Consider the following 21,846-nt stretch of genomic DNA (forward strand, 5'->3'; position numbering starts at 1 on the left):
AGGTTCCTTCCAGCTTATTTGTAATAGGGTACGGGATCTTTGGCTAACTCAGGGTCCTGGATAATCTCGCCCGCCGGAATGGGCAGGTACATCTTATCCTCGGTAAACGTGGTGATGTAATTGGCTCCCGTGGCCGTACCCCGGTTCTGCTTCTGAATCATCGCTTTCGCCTTGGCAAAGCCCTGCCGCTGGATGTCGTACCAGTAATCGCCTTCGAAGGCAAATTCCACGCGGCGTTCGTGCAGAATATCGTCAATGGTAAACGACGTTCGGGGTGAGAGTCCCGCCCGGGCCCGTACCTTGTTCAGGGCCGCCAGAGCTTTCGCGTCAGTCGTGGAGGCAGCTCCGGCCAGCGTAGCCTCGGCATAGATGAGCAGAATATCCGCGTAGCGAAGCAGTACTACATTGTTGCCGGAGTTCTGACCCAGTACGGCATCGCTACCGAAGCTTTTACCCGGACCCGCGAAGTATTTAGCGATGTTGGAACGGGTGGCGTTCAGGTTACCGCCTTCATCCGCCGATACCAGGGTATCGTACTTAAATCCGTTCGCCATGAACGCGTTGTACTTGGGAGCATTCACGCGTTGGGGTTTCCAGTTCGGATTCGTCCAGCCGTGTTCCATCACCGACCATTTCCGGCGTAAATCCCCAAACTCGTATTCTTTCAATAGATCCAGCGAAGGAACGTACATTTCCCAGGCGTCAGCCTCAGCCGTACGTAGGTTCGCCGCTCCCCGGTCGGGGTTTTTCAGGTTGCCCGTACCCCAGGGATCGCCCGAAAGCTGGTGCTGGATGCTGAACAGACATTCCTCGTTGTTATTCATGCTGCTCTTGGTGAACATCCCGTTGTAATCGCTCACCAGATTGTATTTACCCGAATTCATCACCTCCTCGGCCTTGGCTTTCGCATTGGCGTAGTCCTTCTGATAGAGGTACAGTTTTGACATCATGCCTTTGGCCGAATACTTGGTCAGGCGGCCCGGTACGTCGGACTCGGGCAAGCCGGCTTCGGCCAGCTTCAATTCTTCCAAAGCAAAGCGGAGTACGTCGGATTGCAGGTAACGGGGAATGTTGAAGTTTCCCGACAGAGCCGTTTCTCCCGGATCGGTAATGATGGGGGCATGTCCCCAGGTACGGGCAATGTAGAAATACACCGTCCCGCGAATGAAATGGCACTCGGCAATGGCCGGATCCAGATACGCGGCTCCACCACCAGCGGCTTTTTTCTCCTCGAACGTTTTGATCATTACGTTCGAGTAACCGATGATTTTATAAAACGCTCCCCAGGCCGCTCCAATGCGTTCGGATGCCGAAGACAAAGTGAAGTTGAGGTATTCCACGTCGGTATACGTGAACATGTTACCGCTCATGACGTCGCCAATGGCATCCTGAGCCCGGCTTTCGTAGTTCCGCCAGGGCAGACCGCTGTAGAGGGTACTCGTGGCTCCTCGTACTTCTTCGGCGTTGTTGTAGTAATTGCCCGTCGTCGTTCCCGATAAAGAAGGACGATCGATGAATTCTTTGTTGCAGGCCGTTAGCAGCGAGGCCGCTAAACCGCAGTATAAAAAGGTACGCTTCATTGCTTGATCAAGTAAGGATTGGCTTAGAATTGCAGGTTCGCTCCCAGGGTAAAGGTCCGGGGGTTGGGATAATGGCCCATATCCACATTCATGAGCTTGATGCTATTATTGAAGGCTCCGATTTCCGGATCGTAGCCAGAATAGCGGGTAAAGGTTTTCAGGTTTTGCACCGAACCGTAAATCCGCAGGTTGCTTACTTTGATTTTACTCAGGAAAGCGGTCGGCAGGCGGTAGCCCAGCGTAATGTTCTGAATCCGGGCGTACGAAGCATCTTCCACGTAGCGATCCGACATGGCGATGTTATTTTTGTTCGTCACCGTGAAACGGGGTAAAGAACCGTTCGGATTGCTTTCCGTATAGCGGTCATTCACCGTACGCATCTGATTCGACCAGGCACTGTTCAAACCTTCCAGTTGCCAGCGGAGGAAATTGAAAGCTTTCGCTCCCTGACTTCCCTGCAGGAAAATCGACAGATCGATTCCCTTGTACGTGAATGAGTTAGTCAAACCCCAGGTAAACTTGGGTAGCGGACTACCAATGAAGGTCATATCGCCCGCGTCGATTTTCTTGTCGCCGTTGATATCCTTAAAGCGAATGTCACCCAGCCAGGTTTCGTTCTGGTTCACCTTGTAGCCAAACTGCGGCAGGCTGTTATCCAGATCAGACTGGTTACGGAACAGTCCATCCGTTACCAAACCCCAGAAGGAACCCACGGGGCGTCCGGGGGTGGTATGCGTAACGAGGTAGTTGTTGTAGTATACCTTTCCGTCGAGGGCCGAAGCGGCACTGGCGGCCTTGTCGTAGGTATTGGTAAACTGCGTCAGTACGGCGTTGGTTTTCCAGGTAAAATTATCGTTGCGGATGTTGGTTGAGGTAATGCCCAGATCCACGCCCGTATTCGTCATTTGTCCGGCATTACCCAGCGGAGCTTTCAAGTCATCCCACTGATCCCCTACACCAATCAGGTTCGGACCCGTCAGGAAGATAATCATGTCGGACGTTACCTTTTTATAGGCATCGATGGTTGCGTCGATGCGGCCGTTCAGGAAGCCAATATCCAGACCCACGTTGGTCGTTTTCACCGATTCCCACTTCAGGTTCGGGTTTGGAATTCCGTTGATCATGTTGGACGTACCAAAGCCCACGGGTCCGGAGAAAAACTGCACCGCTCCCACGTAGGCGGGGTTTGGAGCTCCACCGGGGAAGTTCTGATTACCCACGGCTCCGTAACCGACCCGCAGTTTCAGGTGATTGACGACTTTAGCCATGGCTCCTTTGGCGAAGGATTCGTTCGAGATGGTCCAGCCCGCCGATACGCCTGGGAAATTCCCCCAGCGATTGTTCGGACCGAAGTTAGAGGAACCGTCCGCCCGGAAACTGGCCGAGATGGAGTACCGGTCACCGTAGGTATAATTAGCCCGGGCAAAGTACGATTCCATCGCCCAGTGTCCCTTACCGCCGCCTAAACCCCAGGTTGTCTGGTCGGAGCTACCCGTGTTGAGGTCAAAAATATCGGCCTGTAAATCCACTTTTGACCCCGAAATGGACTGGTAATACGACGACTGAGCCTGATGACCGACCGTCAGCTGAATACCGTGTTTGCCAATGTATTTGTTGTAATTCAGGTAGTTGGTGAGGGAGTAATAATAGCTGTCCGAACGCGAATCGATGAGTTTGCTGCGGAAGGACGTGCCGCCCACGTTCCCCGCTTTTTGAAAGGCCACGTTGTTATCCTGACCAAGCGAGTAGGATACTTCATTACGTAAACTCAAATCTTTCATCAACTGGATCTCCGCGTATAAGCTACCGAAAACCGTATTCGTCGTTTTGGTATTGCCCCGGAACTGGCTGTTGCCGACTAGGTTGGCGTTGTTGTACTGCACCCCGCCAATGGTTTGACCACCACCCCAGCTACCGTCCAGGTTTTTTACCGGAATTAGCGGGCTGGTCGAAGCTCCCCACCAGATGGTACCTTCGGCGGCATCGGCTAGCGACACGTTCTGAATACTCCGCGAAACGTTGGCACTTAAGCCGACTTTAGCCCAGCTTTTTAACTGATTGTCCAGACTGAAACGGGTGGAATATCGCTTGAAGTCCGAACCCAGCAGGATGCCTTTGTTGTCGAAATAGTTTAGTGAAAAGTAGTACGTAGTTTTTTCGCGACCGCCCGAGAAGCTCAGCTGATGGTTCTGAATTTTCCCCCGCTGAAACATGGCTTCCTGCCAATCCGTACCTTTGCCGAGAATGGAAGGATCGCGGAATTCGTCGGATACGGGATTGCCGATGATGGGCAGTACCTCATTCTGATACCGGGCAAAATCTCGCAAATCCATCAGATCCAGCCGTTTGGCCACTTCCGATACGCCAGTGTACATTTCGTAGTTGATTTTTCCCTCGCCCGACTTTCCTTTTTTGGTTGTCACCAGAATAACGCCGTTAGCCGCCTGGGAGCCGTAAATGGCCTGAGCGGAGGCATCTTTCAGTACGTCAATCGATTCAATATCGTTGGGGTTTAGCATGGCCATGACGCTGTTCCCCGTCTGACCGTCACCACCCCCCAGCCCGGCATAACCTGAACTGGCAGAAGTATTACCATTTACGAAGGGAACGCCGTCGATCACGAATAGGGGGTCATTACTGTTGATGGACGTGACGCCACGTACCTTCACCGATACGCCGCCACCGGGCTGACCGCCGTTGCTGGTTACCGTTACCCCAGCCGCTTTTCCCTGCAGGAGCTGATCGACGCCCGCCGCTGGAATGTCTTTCAACTCCGTAGCTTTAATGGTCGTGATAGAAGAGGTAACGTCCGAGCGTTTGGCCGTTCCGTAACCGATGACAACGACTTCATCAAAATTTCGGTCATTGGACTGGAGGGTGATGCTAAGATCGGTTTTTGTGCCCAGCTCTATGTCCTGGTTTTGCATGCCTACGTACGAAACCGTTAAGGCCTTGGCATCTGCGGGTACATTGATCGTGAAGCGACCATTCACATCGGTGGTGGTACCCAGTTGCAGGCCCTTGACGTAGACGGAAGCTCCGGGCAGCGTGGTACCCTGAGCATCCGAAACGACGCCACGGATGGTTCGCTGCTGAGCGAAGGCACTCAGGCAAGCCCCTATCCAGAGAAATAGAAACAATAATTGTTTGATCATGAGAAATTGAATTAGGAAAGCGACTGTAGTAGAGAGTTTAGAGCGTATGCGTTCCCGCATACCCGTAGAGGACGAGTACGAGAAGTGTATTCAGAACACCCGAATACACGCATAAAAGCCCGGAAATCGGTTAGCTAACGCAGGGGTAGGTAGACATGGGAAACGGGGTTAGAGGAATAGAAATAGATGCATATGTTTTTTTTGAGATAGATATTTTTCTTTTACGTGCGTTTTTCGTCCCGCTAAGAAGGCTGATCTTTTAGTCCGTATGCATTCCATGCGGGGCATCCTATGCGGGGCATCCCATGCTGGAACGCCCAGCGCTCTTTTCATCCTGCTCTGGGCCACCGCTTTGCGGATGAAACCATTCCATGGGGGCCACCCCCTGGTGGGAGCAACGCGGTGGCCTGAGCTAAGCTAGACAGTTATGGAGAGGTCCGGCCTGGAAGGCTCAATGGCTACTAGTCGGCCACTCTGCGGGACCAAACCTAGTCTGGACATACAATTACAACCTAAGTTGCACTTGATTTAAGCGGTAGCGAAATCATAACTGACGTCCCTTTGCCCGCTTCGCTCTGCCACATCACCTGCCCACCGAGGTAATCTATACGTGACTGAATATTAGTGATGCCGTTGCCCGTTCGGGAGGGTTCCGCAAAACCGCATCCGTCGTCGTCTACACTAATCAAAGCCGTCGCTTCACTGATCATCATCTGCAGGGTAATGGTATTTGCATCGGCGTGTTTTAGGGCGTTGTTCATTAACTCCTGAATCACCCGGTACAGCATTACCGAAGCTTCGTCGCTTAAGACGGGTGTTTCACCGTAATGCTCAAAAATCACATTCGTTTGATTGACCAGATTCAGCTTTTGCGTTAAATCTTCCAATGCCGGAATCAATCCGAAGGTTGACAATGCATAGGGGCGTAAATCATTGGAAATCAATCGTGTTTCCGTACAGGCTTCATCCAAAAACTGGTTCAGTGGCTCTCGTACCGACGCGGGCAAAGCTTCTTGATGAGCCTCCACAAACAGCTTGATCCGCGAAAGCTGAATTCCCAGTCCGTCGTGCAGATCGCGGGCAATGCGGCTGCGTTCGCCCTCCTGTCCTTCCATCATGGCCCGTAGCGATTTAAGCTCCAGCTCCCGAATTTGCTGCTGGGCAATCACGGCCTGTTGTTGGGCAATGAGTTTTTGCTGACGTCGCATATAAATCAGCGTCCCTACGCCCACGATACTAATAAACAGTCCGATCACCAGCATGGAATTGATCGTACGCTGATGCTGACTTTGCTCCTTGACTAACGCCTTTTCCACCGCTAACGTCTTGATCTGACTGTCCAGCTCCTGTAATCGAATACTTTTCGTCTGCTCCGAATAATAGAACTCCTGGGTGTAAGCCAGTGATTGCAATAAGGATTCATACGCCTCCTTGTACTTATCCTGATGGGCATAGCTTTCCGCCGCGTGTCGCGTCAGCTCCCGTAACATGGAAACATTATTTACGGAATCAGCAATGCGATAACTTTTCTGATAATACTGAATGGCCGCCTCGGATCGATCTTTAAACTGTTCGGTAATGCCCAGGTAAAAAAGATTGAGGGCAATCAGCCAGCTAATGTTCTGCTCCCGGGCCATCTTCAGGCTGCGGGTCGCAAAGTACCGGGCCGAGTCGGGTTGTTTGGTCCGGGAATACGTCGTAGCCAGTAAGTTCAGGGCATAGGCTTGAAAATAGGCTTGTTTGGTTTGCTCGCTCAGTCGTTCCGTCCGGCGTAACTCGGTAAACAGTGTTTTCGGAATCGGTTCCTTATTCTGGATGATATTGGCCAAATCCAGGTGACACTCAATAATTTTGGTGGTGTTCTTCGTTCGCTCAAAAAAACGCAGGGCTCGCTTCAGGTACTGTTCTGCGTGATTTTGCATGAAATAATCATGCGTATAGTAATCACCGATCAAAATATGCACGTTGTAATACCCTACCGAATCTCCAACACGGTGGTAGTACGTTAGGCTGTTAAAATACGCTTCGATGGTATACTGATTGTAGCCGTATTGTTGGTGGTACAAGCTCCCAATGCGTTCACTAACCTGAGCGGCGGCTTTCCAGTGTTGCTGTTCTACCAGTGTACGGACCCGCTGGTTCAAACTATCAATCACGGGTGTTTCGGCCAATGCCCAGCCCTTCGATACTGGGCCTAGTAAAGTGACCCAAGCCAGTAGGAACGTTACCCGAAACAATTTCATTTGCGTTAGTAAAGCGGCTTCAATCCTTCTTTTCTTTCGTATATCAATCAATATACTGCATTTCCATCGCCGTTTTAATCAGCAACGCCGTGTTGGGTACATCAAACTTGAGCAATAAGCTACTTCGGTGAAACTCAACTGCTTTCACACTGACAAACAGTTGCGTAGCCATTTGTTGAGTCGTTAGTCCCTGAGCAATGAGAGCTAGTACTTCCGATTCGCGGGGCGTCAGGTTCAGGCGTACATTTCCGGCTTTCCGGGTCTTGCCGTTCGTCAGTAAAATCTGGGTAATGGTATCGTTAAAATATTGCTTTCCCTGGTACACGCGTTCAATCGCTTCGAGCAATTCCAGCTTCGTGGTATTTTTTAAGAGATACCCCCGGGCTCCTTTCTTGACTACTCGCTTGATCAGACTGGCATCATCGTGCATGGTCAGTGCAATCACCTGACACGCCGGATACTGCCGCGTAATGGCTTCGCATAGACTCAGTCCGTCTTCGATTTGGGGAAAAGAAATGTCCAGTAAAACCACATCCACGGCGGTCGTTTCGAGTCGCTCCAGTACCGAAGCACTGGTATAGCACCGTTCCGTAACCTGAATGTTGGCGGAACCCGAAATTAAGGATTCAATTCCCTCAACAAATACGTTGTGATCATCGGCAATCAATACCCGTATCATCGCTTTAGAGGCCTTGGGTTGAGGTAGAGGCGAAAACTCCCGGGGCAGAGGCAGTGTTAAGGGCATGAGCCATTATGAAATAATTGTTTATTAGGTTAAGTTTTTTAGGGGACTATCGATGAGTCAGCGTTGTGATCACTAAAGCTTCCTACCCAATAGAAATTTGTTCAGCAAAAATAGGATTAATTACATATACGTTGATTAGGGAAAACCCTTTATCCTAAAAAATCTAGGGTATACCCTAAGACCGATCTTTTGTAAAGCTTCGATTGATGTGGTAGTTTTACCCTAACCCATCGGAAGCGGACGGGCGTCGTACAAGAATTATTTCATGATTCTCAAAGGCCTTTGACTACGTCTGATACCCTGATTTTCAAACCTCGAAATTAATGGATTAAACCTGAAAGCTTCCCATCATCCTAACCCAGAATGTATTAACTTTGATAAAAATCTTCAGCTTATCAAACACAAGGATAAACAGATCGGAATCAAGGATATCGCCCGGCACGCCAATGTTTCCATTGGCCCTGTCGATCGTGTGTTACACAACCGCGGTGGCGTATCCCAGGAAACGCGGGAACGTATTCTCAAGGCCATTGAAGAGCTGAACTACCAGCCTAACCTGTTGGCCAGTCGCCTGAAATCCACGAAAGAATACGTGGTAGCGGTACTGCTTCCACAGGCTACCAAAGAAATTCCTTTCTGGCATGATCACATACTAGGCGTTGAACAGGCGGAGAAGGAAATCCGGCAACTGGAAGTCACGACCAAGGTGTTTTATTTCGATCAAAATAGCGAAGATTCCTTTCGGGAGCGGGTTAACGAAATCATGGCCGATACGGTTGACGGCGTCTTTATGGTACCCGTATTTTACGAGGAAGCCATTCGTTTGCTCCGGCACTGTCAAAAGAGTCAGGTGCCCTGCCTGTTATTTGATACGAATCTGCCGGATGAAACTGGTGTCCGTTACATCGGACAAAACGCTTATGATAGTGGCTATCTGGCGGCCGAACTGCTTTCTTATTGCATCCCCTCTGACGGTACGATCCTGTTAGCCAACATTGTACAGGAACACGATAACCACCTACAGTTCGCTAAACGGGAAGAGGGCTTCCTGGCTTTTTTCCGGGAAACTTCCCTGACTACTGAGCTTATCAGGTTCGAATCTCGTCGCGGTTTTTCGCAGGAAATTGCCCAGCAATTAGCTGAGGTAATCCGGCAGACGCCGAACTTGAATGGTATTTTTACGATCAACGGCGTGCAACACGTCGCTCAGGTGCTCGAACAGCAGGGATTTACGGATTATCGGCTTATCGGCTACGACGTTATTCCCGAAACCATTCATTTCCTGGGAAATGGTACGATTCATTTTCTCATCAGTCAGCAACCCAAAATGCAGGCTTACGAAGGAATCAAGCTTTTATCCCAAAGTATTCTGCTCAAGAAAGATTTACCGGAAAGCTATTATCTGCCGATTGATATCGTGATGAAGTCGAATTTGAAGTATCATGTGAAGTAAGATTCATTTTTTACTCTTTTAGGCGGTATACCTTGTTTATCAATTAGTATTACGGGTAGTTAGTATTATTGGTTCCGCTAAGTTGGCGGGTCATTTAGTCCGTGTGCTTTCCATGCCGGGCATCGCATGCGGGGCATCCCATGCGGGGCATCCCATGCGGGCACGCTCGCTGCTGGCCTGCTCTTGTTCAGGGCTACCGCATTACCGAGGAGCTAGGCAGCTTGAACATTCCGACATGGCATGTGATAGGACGGGATTTGGTTTTATGTCGTCCGTGCCGAATTTCTAATAATCAGCAACTCAAAACAAACAACCAATTTACCGCTCATACTTCCGCTTTTCCGTCACTCCTGGCCATTGGTCGGTGCGGAAGGAGTTTAGGGGGAGGCCTTCGGTATTGAAGACGTTGGCTTCGATGGGAGCGTCGGACCAGGCGTAACGAACGGCCTGGGGTTGCAGGACGCTGGGATGAGACACTTCGATGGTATTGCCTTTGATCTGAGCCTGGGCATAATGGAAAACCCGGTCGGCACCAGCGATCTCGAAGCCTTTGACGTAACCGTATTTGTCTTTTACGATCAGCCCATGCTCCGCGAATTTAAAACGGAGTACGGCTTTACTTCCCTGAAAATGCACCGTATCCAGCAGGGGTGAGCTATACGCCATGGGTTGTCCGTACTCAAAATGCAGGGCTTGTATTGCCAGTCGATGGCCCACGTCCTGCTTGTTGGTGGGGTGAATGTCGGTGGCATTGCCAATGTCCGTCGTAACGGCCATTCCGGTTTTCGGCAGTTGCAGCGTCATCGTCTGGGCTTCCCGTAGCTCTGCCCAGGCACTTCCCTGGTTGCTACTCTGATCGGTGCCAAAGCTCGAAAGTTGTACGAAATAGAAGGGCAACGTTTCGCTCCAGCCTTGCCGCCAGTCGTTGATCAGCAGGGGAAAACTCCGGCGGTACTGATAAGCCCGATCGGCGTTGTTTTCACCCTGATACCACAAAACACCCCGAATACCAAACGGAATCAGCGGGGCCAGTTTGGTATTGTAAAGCGTCGTCGGCAGGCGATTCAGCATGGGTACAAACCCGTGCGGTTCGGCCAGTGAAGGCATAATTTTCCAGTCCGTAACCAAACTGATTTTGTCGGTTTCACTGGCTACGTACAGGTGTTGAAGGCTACCCAGCAAGCCCAGTCCAAACCATTCGGGATTCGTCCGCTTCTGGAGTTTCATCACGAGCTGATTTGCTCCCGATTTCCAGGTATGAGCGGGTAATTTGATTTCCCGAATCCCTTTTACGACGCCCTCCGCAATCTTTTTCCCGTTGAGGTACACGTCCGTCGGACTGTCATTATCGGCCAACACCAGCGTAGTCGGCTGACTGGCCATTGCGGCAGGTATCTGGACGATCCGGCCCATATAACCATTGCCTTTGAAAGCAAACAGTCCCCGGTAGTACCATTGACCAATCGGATCATACAGCGGAACCCACTTCGAAAAGTCTACGTCAGAACTGAGGAATTTCTGTTCATCCGCCGCCGTAGGAACGTAGGTGGCACGGCCATAAAATTTCTGCCGGAAATTCCGTTCACTCATCGAATCCGCCTCGGCCCAGGTAGCGGGCAGGCGTTGGGCATTTTCCCGAAGTTCGGGATCCGAAAGCAAGGCTTCTTTACTGATCCAGCCCTCGATGTCGGAACCACCCCAGGACGAATGCAGCAGACCAATGGGTACATTCAGTTTCTGATAGACTTCCCGAGCGAAGAAAAAGCCAACCGCCGTAAAGCCGCCCACCGTCTGGGGTGAACAGACCTGCCACTCACCCGTTTCCAAATCCGGGTGCGGCCTTAGATCCAGCTCATTGGCTACCCGGAACTGGCGAATCTGCGGGTAGTTGGCATCTTTGCGTTCGGTTTCAAACTGCTGGGCACGGTCTACCGCCCATTCCATATTCGACTGGCCCGAGCAAAGCCATACTTCCCCCAGCAACACGTCGCTGATGGACGTGTTACCCGATTTGGCAAAAACGCGTAGTTCATACGGTCCGCCCGCTTCCATCGCCGGAAAGCGGACCATCCATTTGCCCTGGGCGTCTGCTTTGGCCGTTTGGGTCCTGCCCGCCAGTACCACTGTCACTTTCTCCTTCGGCTGAGCCCAGCCCCATACGGGAATGGGTTTCTGCCGTTGCAGGACTACGTGATCAGCAAACAGGCGAGCCAGCCGTACCTGACCCGAAACGGAAAGACTTACCAGCCCCAGTAAGCAAAGGAGAAGCTTTTTCATTCCAGATGCATTTACAAAGAACGGAACGACCGCGAAGCGTCATCCAGTACCAGCACCCAATCCTGATCGTTGCCTTGACTGGGGGGGGTAAAGGTTTGAACACCGGTATTGGGCAGCGTCTCCGCTTTCTGAGCCTTGCCGGTTCGGGGATTGTACCAGGACGCTTTTACCTCTTTACCGGAAATGATACCCATTTGTACCTGAAAGGGTTGTCCCGAAGAAGCATACACAAAGGCGTAATCGCTACCCCGCGTGGCCTGAATCCGTTTTTTGGGATCGTTGGAATTTGTACCGGGAACCAAGGTTTGGTCCGGAATTCGATCCAGATACGGACGCGACTCCATAAGCTTGCGAACGTAGGGCATCGTCTGGGCGGCGGGCAAGTCGAGCGACTCGTACCAGGGTTTGGTAGGATCAATGTAGCCTTTACGACCCGGTACATACATTTGCCAGATGTTGTTACAGCCGTAGGTAAACCCATGAGCCCCGGCAAAGAGACTTTGGTACGCTTTCCGGCGTACGTCATTTGGATCGGCGTAACCGTTTTTTTTCAGGTCGAAACACACCGGAATTTCTTCGTACAAGGGTTCACCGTCCATCGTAGGTTTTACGGGTGCCAGCCGGTAATCCTGCGAAATCTGTTCCCATACCTTGCTGTCCGCACAATGTCCCGTCTGGAATAGATTAAAATCCAGCCAGTCGTCGGTGTGAAACCAGGTGGAAGAACTCGTCTGCGGATGGAACGTCATCAAGGCCTTGTCCGCCCCACCTACGCCTTCCGTCACGCCTTTCGCCAGAGCCCGCCAAACCTCTACGTCCGCCGACCCTTTCCGGGGATTGCGATCACCCCCGATCACCCAAATGATGTTTCTGCGATGTTTATAGCGTTCGCCGAGGTATTTACCGTAAGCGTAGATTGATTTCTCGTTGAAAATTTCCGGCCCGATGCCCCACTTGTCTTTATGCAGTTTATCCCCCCAGGTTGGCAGTAAGGCTACGTGCAAACCCAGGCGGTCCGCCTGCTTCAGGATGTAATCCACATGAGCGAAATAGGCCTCATTCGGCTGGCTCGGATCGGTATTCTGAAAAGGAACCTGTCCGTAAGCATTGGGATCCCGCAGGCCATCGTGCTCGGCCAGTACTACGGCCTGAATCACGGTAAAGCCTTTTTTCTTCCGGTTTTTCAGGTATTTTTTGGCATCCGCCCGGTTGAGGCGGTGGAACAATTCCCAGGCTGTATCACCCAGGTAAAAGAAGGGTTTACCGTTTTGGTAAACCAGGAAACGTTTGTTGTCACTCACGCGTAAGTCCGTTTGGGCGTGAGCGAGCAGGGAGAGAAAGAAGAAGGCAAATAGAAAACGAAAACGCATAAGTCAGGATGCCGAAGCAGATGGTACTAAAACTAAAAAACTTCCCAAAACGCTAAAAGTTTCGGGAAGTTAAAAAGGCTTACTGGTAGGTTTTAAGCGTAGCGGTATCTCCCCAGGATTTAAGAATTTTCTGGAGTCCGTCCATATTTAGCCGAAGGCCCACTTCCGCATCTGGTGCGGTATCTTCATTGATGATCCCGATGGGTCCGCGGTATTTGCTTTGCTGGACGATTCGCATCATCCCGGCTTCGGCGTCACCCTGACCAATGGGCACGACTTTCACGGGATTTCCCTTTTTCAGTCCCGCCAGATTCAGGGCCATCAGGTGCGGAAGCATTTTCGGGAAGAAAACCGGGAACCGTTCGATGTGTTCTTCCGCGTGGTGGAAGTTATACACGATTCCGAGGTTAGGCTTTTTGAGGTACGCAATGATTTTCAACTGATTTTCGGGTTCGCCAAACCAGCCGCCGTGGTTGTACAATCCAACCGTACAGCCTAGCTCCGCGGCCCGATCGGCAATGTACTCAACGGGCCGGGCAACAGCTTTGATCTTTTCTTCCTCGCTCATGGCGTCTAGGCCTTTGATGCCGCCAATCATGCACCAGATTTGCATCTTCGCTTTCTGACGTTTCAGGACTTCGAATACGGCCTGTAGGCCCTTGTCCTCTTCCGGATTGGGTCCAGAGTACAGCCAGAAAGCCTCAAACTTTATATGGTGTTTCCGGCAGGCCTCAAACTCTTCGTCGAAGGTCGGGATGTGTTTTTCCCGCCAATCGTAGGCGAGTTTGGTAATGCCCAGCTGGTTGAGCATTTCGGCCCGTTCGACCGGACCCCGGTTTTTAGTATCAAACGGCACAATACACCAGGCCACCAGATTGTCGCGGGCGTAGATACTTTTCGCTTTTCGCTGAGCCATTGCGGATTTAGCGGAAAGAAAGAGCAGGGCCAGAAGCGGGAAGAAAAGAAAACGTCTCATAGGAAAAACCATACGCCCTTACACGGCGAGTTCATTGGGAAAATTGTACGACCACTTCCAGGTCTGACTCATATCAGGATACTGGCGACGGCATTCAAGGTACTCTTCCATCATGCGTCGCATCGTCGGACTAAGCGTGTCGAGGTACTGGGGCGTCAGCAGATCGCCGTTGAGCAGGTAAAAATGCCAGGTCGGCGGGAAGTTTGCACTGTGATAGCCCATGTGTAAGGTCCGACGGGGAATCTTCATTTTTTCCGTGAACCCCCGGTGAATCAGATTATTGTTGTACAAAACCGCCTGACCCGCTTTCAAAGGCACGGGAATGCCGCCGGGCATTTCAACCCCCACGGGGGCGTAATGTTTCGATCCCCGAAAGGCTTCGTCTTCTTGCGGCGTATTGGGCCGGTTGTGGCTGCCGGGAACCACCCAAAGCGAGTTTTCATCTACCAGCGGCAGGTTAATCTGTACGCTGTTGTGAAAGCGTTCGGGCGAGAACAGCCAGTCTTCAATTTCATTCTGCGGAATCTGGATGATGTCGCGGTGCCAGCCCAGCGAGTATTCCGTCCCTTCATTCGCAGCCAGAATCGAAGCGTTATTGACAATTAGATTCGGCCCGAGCAGCTCTTCCACCGTCTTCAGAATCACGGGGTGGTGAAAGGCGTGGTGAATCGACTCCGTACCCGGCTTGGTAAGCAGGTGGAAGTAGTACTGCCGGGCCTCTTTGCCAAAGTCCTTGATTTCATCCCCTAAGTGTTGAAAGGATGAACTACGCTTCTCTGTATCAGCCGATTGAATTTTTGGACTGATCAAGGCATCCATCACTTCGCGGAAATCATCGATTTCCTGTGGTGTCAATACATCGACGATTACAAAGCCGTCGCGTTCAAATTTTTCTTTGTTAGAGGATTCCATAGTACTAGGGTTTGGTTTAACTGATAATCACTTGCTGGTGCCTTTCGGCGGAGGTAAGTCCGGCCTCGAGTACCCGAAGAATCTTCAGGCCATCCGAGAAATTGGGTGTAATGGTTTGTTTGGTTTCAATCGCGTCAATAAAATCCACCACGGCGTGCACGAAGGCGTGTTCATAGCCGATGATGTGCCCGGCGGGCCACCAGTGCTGCATGTAGGGATGCGAGCCATCGGTCGCCAAAATGGTCCGGAAACCCTGGTACCCTTCAGCGTCTTCGCGGGAGTAGTACTGCAATTCGTTCATCCGTTCCAGATCGAACAGCAGACTGCCCTTACTGCCGTAGATTTCGAACGTCAGACCGTTTTTCTTACCCGTTGCAAATCGCGTCGCTTCAAATGAACCGATGGCTCCATTGGCAAACTGAACGAGCATCAGGGCGGCATCTTCGACGGTTACCTCTCCTTTTGCGTCACCCTTGCTTTCAGCTTTAAGATTGCCCGAAGTTGATTCATCGGCCAGCGGGCGTTCCTTGATGAAGTTGGTCGTTAGGGCCGAAACCGTCGCGATGTCGCCTATGAGAAAATGAGCCAGATCCACTGCGTGCGAGTTCAAATCCCACTGGGGTCCGGCCTGAGCGGTTTCTTTGCGGAGTTGCCAAGTAAGCGGAAAACTGGGGTCTACAATCCAGTCCTGCTGATAGGCACACCGCCAGTGAAAAATCCGGCCGATTTTGCCTTCGTCGATCATGCGTTTGGCCAGAGCAACGGCGGGCGTACGGCGGTAGTTGTGGTTGAGGTAATGAACAACCTTATGGTCTTCGCATACCTTCAGCATCTCTTCCGCCTGCTGACTATTCATCGCCAGCGGTTTTTCGCAGAAAATGTGTTTGCCTTCCTTCGCCGCCGCTAAAGCCACTTCATAGTGTAATTGTTGGGGCAGAGCAATGTCAATAATATCGATGTCGGGACGGGCGACGAGTTTCTTCCAGTCCGTCTCCGTTTCCTGCCATCCCCACTGTTGGGCAAATTCCTTGAGGGAAGCTTCGTGCCGTCCGCAGGCGACTTTCAGGATCGGTTGAGCCGATACATCAAAAAATAACGGTGCTTTTTTCCAGGCGTTGCTGTGGGCCTTGCCCATGAACTTGGTACCGACGATACCGACGTTGAGTTGTTTTTCCATGCGTTAGAGCGTTTTAGTCAGTGAACGGAGCGCCTGTATGCTTTGTTTGACGACTTCTTCTTCCCGGTCGGTATAATCGGGGTGCAGAAAATCGACCTCCACTGCTAGGAAGCCCTGATAGTTATGCTGACTTAAAAGCTCGGCGAGGCGTTCGTTGGGAATCAGGCCCTCGCCCGTGGGTACGCAGGAAAAGAAATACCACTCGTTAACGGGCACGCCTTTGACCGGTTTCAGGTCTTTGATGTGCGTGGCGAATACGTACGGGGCCAGTTTCTCCATCGCCTGGATGGGATCATCGAGCACCCGCAGAAAATTTCCGGAGTCGAAATTCACGCCAAAATACGGCGAGTTTACGCCCTGAATCAGTTGCAGAATTTCGTCTGAGTTGTAATCAATGTGGTTTTCAACGGCCAGTTTCACGCCGTATCGCTCGGCTATTTTTGTGGCTTCGGAAAACATTCGGGTCAGCTTTTCGAGCTGCGGACCGTGCGGCTCAAAGCGAAACATCAGACTACTGCCGACGACTCGCATCACTGGGGCTCCAATCTGCTGGGCGTATTCGATGTGCTCGATCATTTCCTCAAACGCCCGCTCGTTCTTGCCGCCTTCCAGCCCGTCGGGATGACCCCAGGCATACACACGGTCGAGGCCCGTGCGGTCGAGATGGGCTTTGACACCCTCGAGATACGCCTTGTCGAATTTGGGGATGAAGCACGATTCGAGGGATACCCCGTCAATGCCCAGCGTTTCCGTTTTCGTCAGAAAATCTTCAAACGTCAGGATTTTGTCGGGCTGATTTTGTCCGGCGTATACTTCGCCAAACAGGCGGTGGTAACAGTAGCTGTCGATGCCAACTTTCATAAAACGTTGATTAGTGGTTTAGGTACTCTTTTTCGCAAATAGCTGAAAAAATACCAGCTCGACCCAGAGAAATCAGGAATTTGAGTAGGGCGGTGTCAACACTGGTCCGGTCGGCGGTCTCGGACCAGTCCCGTTCCCGAAGGAATTATGACTCCACCCTACTGAAACTTACCAGCCCGGATTGTTTTCATTGATGGCCGTATTTCCGTTGATTTCGTTCAGCGGCAGCGGCAACAACAAATGTTTCTCCTGACGACGTTTGATGATGTTATTGGCGTCAATATCAATGGCATTCATGACTTGCAGGTAGATGCCCCAGCGGCGAATATCCCAGGCCCGGTGTCCTTCCAGGGCCAGTTCGCGTTGACGTTCCTGCAAGATGAAGGAACGCAATTGCTGCTGATTGAGGTTGGCAGCATCGCTGGCTCCACTGCGACGACGTACTTTGTTAAGAGCCTCGTAGGCATCAGCCGTTGGACCGTTGACTTCGTTTTCGGCTTCGGCAAAAATTAGTAAGGTTTCGGCGTACCGCAGGAACGGAAAGGGCATATCCGAACGCTGTACCGTCCGGTCAGAGACCTGAGCGTACTTGCTCAGCTTGGCCGTATGAAACTGGTCGGCGGAATAAACATCCGTAGGCTGGTAACCTTCCGCCGTGGGTACAGTCCCACTGTTTTTCACTTTCAGACTGTCTTTAGCGGGGTAGTAATGCCAGGCGGCGTTACTGAACATCCGCCAGCGGTGCTGTACGCCTTCGGTAATTCGCTGGTCTTTTTCCTCGAAGAGTTCGTACCAGTGGTCCGACATGGCGTACAGGGCCCCGTCGATGGAACCGTTCGCCATCAGATACCCTACGTAATGGTACGACAGGAAGTTACCGAAAATCTCCGATCCCGTGATGGCGTTCATCTGCCAGAGGTGCTCGCCCTTGTTGCGGTTGCCAATAGCCCAGGTATCCATGTACCGCGGGAACAGATCGATGGGTGAACCGGCTTTTTGCATGTCAATTACTTCCTTGGCTTTATCGCGGGCCAGTTTGAAGTACTGAGCGGCGTCAAAGGATTCGTGACCCGCTACCACGCTCTTGGTGTAGGTAGTGGCCGTCGGCTGGATGCGACGCACGACGCCGTTGACCGTCTCCCGTTGCCGGCCACCCAGTACGGTGACCTGGGCTCCCTTTAGGGCTCCGGAAGCCATCGTTACGTAGACTTTAGCCAGTAAGGTTTTTGCCGCTTCCTGACTCAGCCGACCCGTTTCGTAGCGGGCGTTGGTGCGGGTGTACAGCATCGTCTCGGCCATTTTCAGGTTTTCGATGATGTGGGCGTACACGTCAGGTACGGAGGCCCGGGGCTGGTTCGTGTTTTCGCCTTCGGTTACGGATTTTTTGAAGATGGGGATGGGTCCGTACGCCCGAACGAGCATGTAATACGCCCAGCCCCTAAGGAAGTACAATTGACCGAGGGCGTTGTTTTTCGAAGCATCGTCAATCGTGATCTGGCTGACTTTCGTAATGGCGAAATTGCAGCGTTCGATCAGGGTATAAGGTCCGCCCCAGAAGGTGTTGATGTCGGAGGTAGACTGGAAGTTCCCCGCTCCCATCGCCTGGAATGCGTAATCCTTGCCGGTTACATCGTCGGCGTCCACTTCCAGCGGACGGTTATAGACGGCATACTGAAAAAAGGAGCCGCTGTTCAAGGTATTCAGTACGCCATTGACCCAGAGCTTGGCGTCAGCTTCGGTAGTCGTTCCTACCTGATCGGGACCAACGAAATCATACGGCGTTTCTTTCAAAGCATCCTTGCAGGACGTGCTGGACAGTACCAGGGCTACTAATGCTATATGTATCTTTTTCATAGAAAGTTCGGAGGATTAAAAGGAAGCTTTGAAGCCCAGCGTAATGGTTCGGTTATTGGGATACGAGTTCATATCCACGCCCCGGCGGGAGGCATCGCCCCCGAAGGAGTTCACGTCGGGATCGTACCAGCTGTACTTCGAGAAGGTCAGCAGGTTGCCCAGGCTACCGTATACATTCAGTGATTCCACGTATTTCACCGGCGTCTTGAAGGTATACCCCAGGTTGACCGTTTTCAGTCGCAGGTAAGAAGCATCCTCCAGATACCGATCCGAGAATAACATCACCCGTACCTGCGAAGCATCGGCCCGGGGCCATTTGGCATCGGCTTTGTTGTCTTCCGTCCAGCGGGTATCGTAGGCCCACTGCGGTACGTTGCCCAACTGGTTCATCCGTACTTTCAGCAGGTTGGTGTTGACGATATTGCCCCCCTGTACGCCCTGGAAGAAGATACTGAGGTTGAAACCTTTGTAGGAAAAGTTGTTCGTAAAACCGTAGGTAAAATCCGGGTTGGTATTACCGATGATCGTACGGTCGGTACTCTCGCTGATACTGGCCGGATTGTTATCCATGTTTTTGTACTTGATCTCGCCCAGTTTCGAACGAAGCTGCGTTTCTGACCAGTTGGCAAACTGCGGATCGGCCCGTACTTCGGCAATGTCGTCGTAGTAACCGTCTTCTACCAGTCCGTAGATCGTGCCGATGGGGTATCCATTCCGCTGGATGAAGATGTTATCGTAGGAGTAGTACAACCGCTGAGCAAACTGGTCGGCGGGCAGATCCATGATCTTGTTTCGGTTGAAGGAAATATTGGCGTTCAAATCCCACTTGAAGGCATTCTGCTGCACCAGTGTTCCCACCGCCGTAATTTCCAAGCCTTTGTTTTCCACCGTTCCGTAATTGGTCAGCATGGTATTGAAGCCGTTGCTGGGGGCAATCTGGATGGTTTGGAGCAGGTCTTTCGTATGCTTCTTGTACAGATCGACGGTTACATTGAAACGGTTATTCATGAAACCAAAATCAACGCCGAAATCATACTGCGTGGTCGTTTCCCACTTGATGTTTGGATCAACCAGACCGCGACCGTTATCCACCGCAAAACCACTCTGTTCGGATCCACCAAAAGGTACGTTGGCAATCGTCGTGGCGTAGATACTGCCGTAAGGTCCGATGCCCTGATTACCCGTTTGTCCCACACTCGTCCGCACTTTCAGCGTCGAGAATACCCCCAAATTCCGGATGAATTCTTCTTCGCCCGCGTTCCAGGCCAGAGCAAACGAGGCAAAGTTAGCCCACTTGTTGCGGATGGCAAATTTGCTGGAACCATCACGGCGGAAGGAAGCCGTGAAGAGGTATTTGCCGTCGTAGCTATAGTTAACCCGACCCAGTACCGACATCAGCGCGTTGTCGTTCCGACCGTTTTGCAGCGGTGAAGGACGCAGACCTGCTCGGAGGTTAAAGTTTTTGGTAAGGTCCGTTGGGAAACCCGTGGCCGACATCGTTTTGTACTCGGAAACGCCTTTTTCGTAGGTGTAAGCGGCTACGGCGTTGATGTTGTGCTTCGTACCGAACGTTTTGATGTAGGTCAGAATCGACTCCATCGTCAACTGCGAGTAGTTATTATCGCTCACCATGCCGAAGCCATTGACGGGCGTGCGGCCTTCGTTCAGATCGCGTCCGTAGTAAATCTCCCGCGAGTTGAGGTTGTAGTTATACCCCATGCGTTGCCGGAAATTCAGGGCGGGCGTAAAGTTCAGTTGAGCAAACGCCGTGGTGTACACGCGGGTCGAGTACGTAAAATCACGGGCCGACTGCGTGGTTTTGTACGGATTGGCCAGATTGGACGTATTGATCAGCGATTCCCGGAAGGCCGAATTCGGATCGTTCACCGGGTACGTAGACGGGAAGAAGATCGTCGAACTGATCAAACTGGGCTGAGCCCCGGACGTATTGGTTTTTCCTAATTGATAGGTCGTGTAGGCAATGTTGTTGCTCGTACCGATCGTCAGTAATTTACCAATTTTGCGTTCGAGGTTGAATTGCAGACTGTACCGTTTGAAACCGGAGTTGAGCAATACACCCTGCTGATCCAGGTAATTTCCCGAAATCAGGTACGTGCCGCGATCATTCCCACCCGAAACCGACAGCGTATAATCCTGCGTAACGGCGGGGCGGAATACCTCATCCTGCCAGTTGGTACCTTTGAAACCAGCCGGATACTGGGTGCCTTCGGGTAAACCGTCACGGTAGTCTTCCGGTCCGGGCAGGTACGTGTTTTCACCCAATACCGGGTCGCGGCCAATTTTCCCCGGAAAAGGCACTTCCAACGTCGTGCCGATGTACTTACTAGCGTTAGCGTAAGCTTCGTTTTGAAACAGTGCGTACTGATAGCCATTCAGCATCGGAATGCGTTTTGATACCCGGCCCAGACTCAGGTTGGTGGTGAATTCTACGCGATCTTTTCCGGCTTTGCCTTTTTTCGTCGTGATCAATACCACTCCGTTGGCTCCCCGCGAACCGTAAATGGCGGTGGCGGAGGCATCCTTGAGTACTTCGATGCTCTCGATGTCCTGCGGGTTCATGTTGGCCAGTACATTGATGGTTTGCATGGAACCCTCGGCTCCGGCGGGCGTAGCGGCGGAGGTGAACGGAATACCGTCGATGACGTACAGCGGTTCGCTACCCGTGAAAGAGTTGGCTCCGCGAATGGTCATGCTGATGCCACCACCTGGAGCACCGTCGCCTTTGTTGACGTTTACGCCCGCAATTTGTCCCTGTAAACTTTGGTTGACGCTTACGGGAATGTTGCGTAACAAATCCTGTCCTTTCACGGTCGATACCGAACCGGTAAGGTCCCGGCGGTTCACTTGCCCGTAGCCAATAACAACGACTTCATTGAGTTTTTTGTCGTCTGATTCCAGCTCAACGTCCAGCGTTGTACGTCCCGCTAGGGCTATTTCCTGCGGCGTGTAGCCAACAAAAGAAAAAATCAGTGTAGCGTTGGCATCGGGTACGGATAGGCTGTACACCCCCACGGCATTGGTGACCGTTCCCGAGGTCGTTCCTTTGACGAGGATACTGACGCCCGGAAGTACTTCGCCCGTGTCTTTGGCCCGAGCCACGCCTTTGACGGTGGTAGTCTGAGTCCAGCCTTCTGAGGTCACCGCCAGGCACAAGAAAGCTAGCAACAATAGATAGTATTGTTTCATAGATATTAGGTTTAAAATGAACGGGTAACAAGTAGT

General features: G+C 51.7%; 13 protein-coding genes. 1 reads left to right on the plus strand and 12 read right to left on the minus strand.

Annotation, left to right across the window (positions count from 1 at the left end):
- Positions 1-14 precede the first annotated feature (14 nt).
- From C5O19_RS19615 to C5O19_RS19630, 4 genes are all read right to left on the minus strand, one after another.
- Complete coding sequence (locus tag C5O19_RS19615) at positions 15-1,580, minus strand: RagB/SusD family nutrient uptake outer membrane protein (protein WP_104715079.1); 1,566 nt, start codon at positions 1,578-1,580, stop codon at positions 15-17.
- 23 nt (positions 1,581-1,603) lie between these two features.
- Complete coding sequence (locus C5O19_RS19620) at positions 1,604-4,735, minus strand: SusC/RagA family TonB-linked outer membrane protein (RefSeq protein WP_104715080.1); 3,132 nt, start codon at positions 4,733-4,735, stop codon at positions 1,604-1,606.
- A gap of 512 nt (positions 4,736-5,247) precedes the next feature.
- Positions 5,248-6,978 (minus strand): sensor histidine kinase, encoded by a 1,731-nt coding sequence (locus tag C5O19_RS19625; protein ID WP_104715081.1) that lies wholly within the window; start codon positions 6,976-6,978, stop codon positions 5,248-5,250.
- Positions 6,979-7,021: 43 nt separating this feature from the next.
- Positions 7,022-7,723 (minus strand): response regulator transcription factor, encoded by a 702-nt coding sequence (locus C5O19_RS19630; protein WP_243406451.1) that lies wholly within the window; start codon positions 7,721-7,723, stop codon positions 7,022-7,024.
- 430 nt (positions 7,724-8,153) lie between these two features.
- On the opposite strand from C5O19_RS19630, the gene C5O19_RS19635 reads away from it, so the two are divergent.
- On the plus strand, positions 8,154-9,176 hold the full coding sequence (locus C5O19_RS19635) for a LacI family DNA-binding transcriptional regulator (RefSeq protein ID WP_262509735.1): 1,023 nt from the start codon (positions 8,154-8,156) through the stop codon (positions 9,174-9,176).
- 318 nt (positions 9,177-9,494) lie between these two features.
- Here C5O19_RS19635 and C5O19_RS19640 read toward each other — a convergent pair whose 3' ends face one another.
- From C5O19_RS19640 to C5O19_RS19675, 8 genes are all read right to left on the minus strand, one after another.
- Positions 9,495-11,453, minus strand: a complete 1,959-nt coding sequence (locus tag C5O19_RS19640; RefSeq protein ID WP_104715083.1) for a sialate O-acetylesterase — start codon at positions 11,451-11,453, stop codon at positions 9,495-9,497.
- An 11-nt stretch (positions 11,454-11,464) separates the two neighbouring features.
- Complete coding sequence (locus tag C5O19_RS19645) at positions 11,465-12,823, minus strand: glycoside hydrolase family 140 protein (RefSeq protein ID WP_104715084.1); 1,359 nt, start codon at positions 12,821-12,823, stop codon at positions 11,465-11,467.
- 79 nt (positions 12,824-12,902) lie between these two features.
- Complete coding sequence (locus C5O19_RS19650; protein WP_104715085.1) at positions 12,903-13,799, minus strand: sugar phosphate isomerase/epimerase family protein; 897 nt, start codon at positions 13,797-13,799, stop codon at positions 12,903-12,905.
- A gap of 18 nt (positions 13,800-13,817) precedes the next feature.
- The gene (locus tag C5O19_RS19655) at positions 13,818-14,711 is read right to left on the minus strand and encodes a phytanoyl-CoA dioxygenase family protein (RefSeq protein WP_104715086.1); all 894 of its coding nucleotides are present in this window, start codon (positions 14,709-14,711) and stop codon (positions 13,818-13,820) included.
- 16 nt (positions 14,712-14,727) lie between these two features.
- Positions 14,728-15,888, minus strand: coding sequence for a Gfo/Idh/MocA family protein (locus C5O19_RS19660; protein WP_104715087.1), 1,161 nt, complete (start codon positions 15,886-15,888; stop codon positions 14,728-14,730).
- Between the two features lie 3 nt (positions 15,889-15,891).
- Complete coding sequence (locus C5O19_RS19665) at positions 15,892-16,749, minus strand: sugar phosphate isomerase/epimerase family protein (RefSeq protein ID WP_104715088.1); 858 nt, start codon at positions 16,747-16,749, stop codon at positions 15,892-15,894.
- Between the two features lie 168 nt (positions 16,750-16,917).
- Positions 16,918-18,603, minus strand: a complete 1,686-nt coding sequence (locus C5O19_RS19670) for a RagB/SusD family nutrient uptake outer membrane protein (RefSeq protein WP_104715089.1) — start codon at positions 18,601-18,603, stop codon at positions 16,918-16,920.
- 15 nt (positions 18,604-18,618) lie between these two features.
- Positions 18,619-21,810, minus strand: coding sequence for a SusC/RagA family TonB-linked outer membrane protein (locus tag C5O19_RS19675; RefSeq protein ID WP_104715090.1), 3,192 nt, complete (start codon positions 21,808-21,810; stop codon positions 18,619-18,621).
- Positions 21,811-21,846: the final 36 nt, after the last annotated feature.

It is taken from the genome of Siphonobacter curvatus, from assembly GCF_002943425.1.
GTDB lineage: Bacteria > Bacteroidota > Bacteroidia > Cytophagales > Spirosomataceae > Siphonobacter > Siphonobacter curvatus.

What these genes read in the sequence shown, in the direction of transcription:
- C5O19_RS19615 (WP_104715079.1), bottom strand. Translation starts at nt 1,580, where the DNA reads ATGAAGCGTACCTTTTTATACTGCGGTTTAGCGGCCTCGCTGCTAACG.
- C5O19_RS19620 (WP_104715080.1), bottom strand. Translation starts at nt 4,735, where the DNA reads ATGATCAAACAATTATTGTTTCTATTTCTCTGGATAGGGGCTTGCCTG.
- C5O19_RS19625 (WP_104715081.1), bottom strand. Translation starts at nt 6,978, where the DNA reads ATGAAATTGTTTCGGGTAACGTTCCTACTGGCTTGGGTCACTTTACTA.
- C5O19_RS19630 (WP_243406451.1), bottom strand. Translation starts at nt 7,723, where the DNA reads ATGCCCTTAACACTGCCTCTGCCCCGGGAGTTTTCGCCTCTACCTCAA.
- C5O19_RS19640 (WP_104715083.1), bottom strand. Translation starts at nt 11,453, where the DNA reads ATGAAAAAGCTTCTCCTTTGCTTACTGGGGCTGGTAAGTCTTTCCGTT.
- C5O19_RS19645 (WP_104715084.1), bottom strand. Translation starts at nt 12,823, where the DNA reads ATGCGTTTTCGTTTTCTATTTGCCTTCTTCTTTCTCTCCCTGCTCGCT.
- C5O19_RS19650 (WP_104715085.1), bottom strand. Translation starts at nt 13,799, where the DNA reads ATGAGACGTTTTCTTTTCTTCCCGCTTCTGGCCCTGCTCTTTCTTTCC.
- C5O19_RS19655 (WP_104715086.1), bottom strand. Translation starts at nt 14,711, where the DNA reads ATGGAATCCTCTAACAAAGAAAAATTTGAACGCGACGGCTTTGTAATC.
- C5O19_RS19660 (WP_104715087.1), bottom strand. Translation starts at nt 15,888, where the DNA reads ATGGAAAAACAACTCAACGTCGGTATCGTCGGTACCAAGTTCATGGGC.
- C5O19_RS19665 (WP_104715088.1), bottom strand. Translation starts at nt 16,749, where the DNA reads ATGAAAGTTGGCATCGACAGCTACTGTTACCACCGCCTGTTTGGCGAA.
- C5O19_RS19670 (WP_104715089.1), bottom strand. Translation starts at nt 18,603, where the DNA reads ATGAAAAAGATACATATAGCATTAGTAGCCCTGGTACTGTCCAGCACG.
- C5O19_RS19675 (WP_104715090.1), bottom strand. Translation starts at nt 21,810, where the DNA reads ATGAAACAATACTATCTATTGTTGCTAGCTTTCTTGTGCCTGGCGGTG.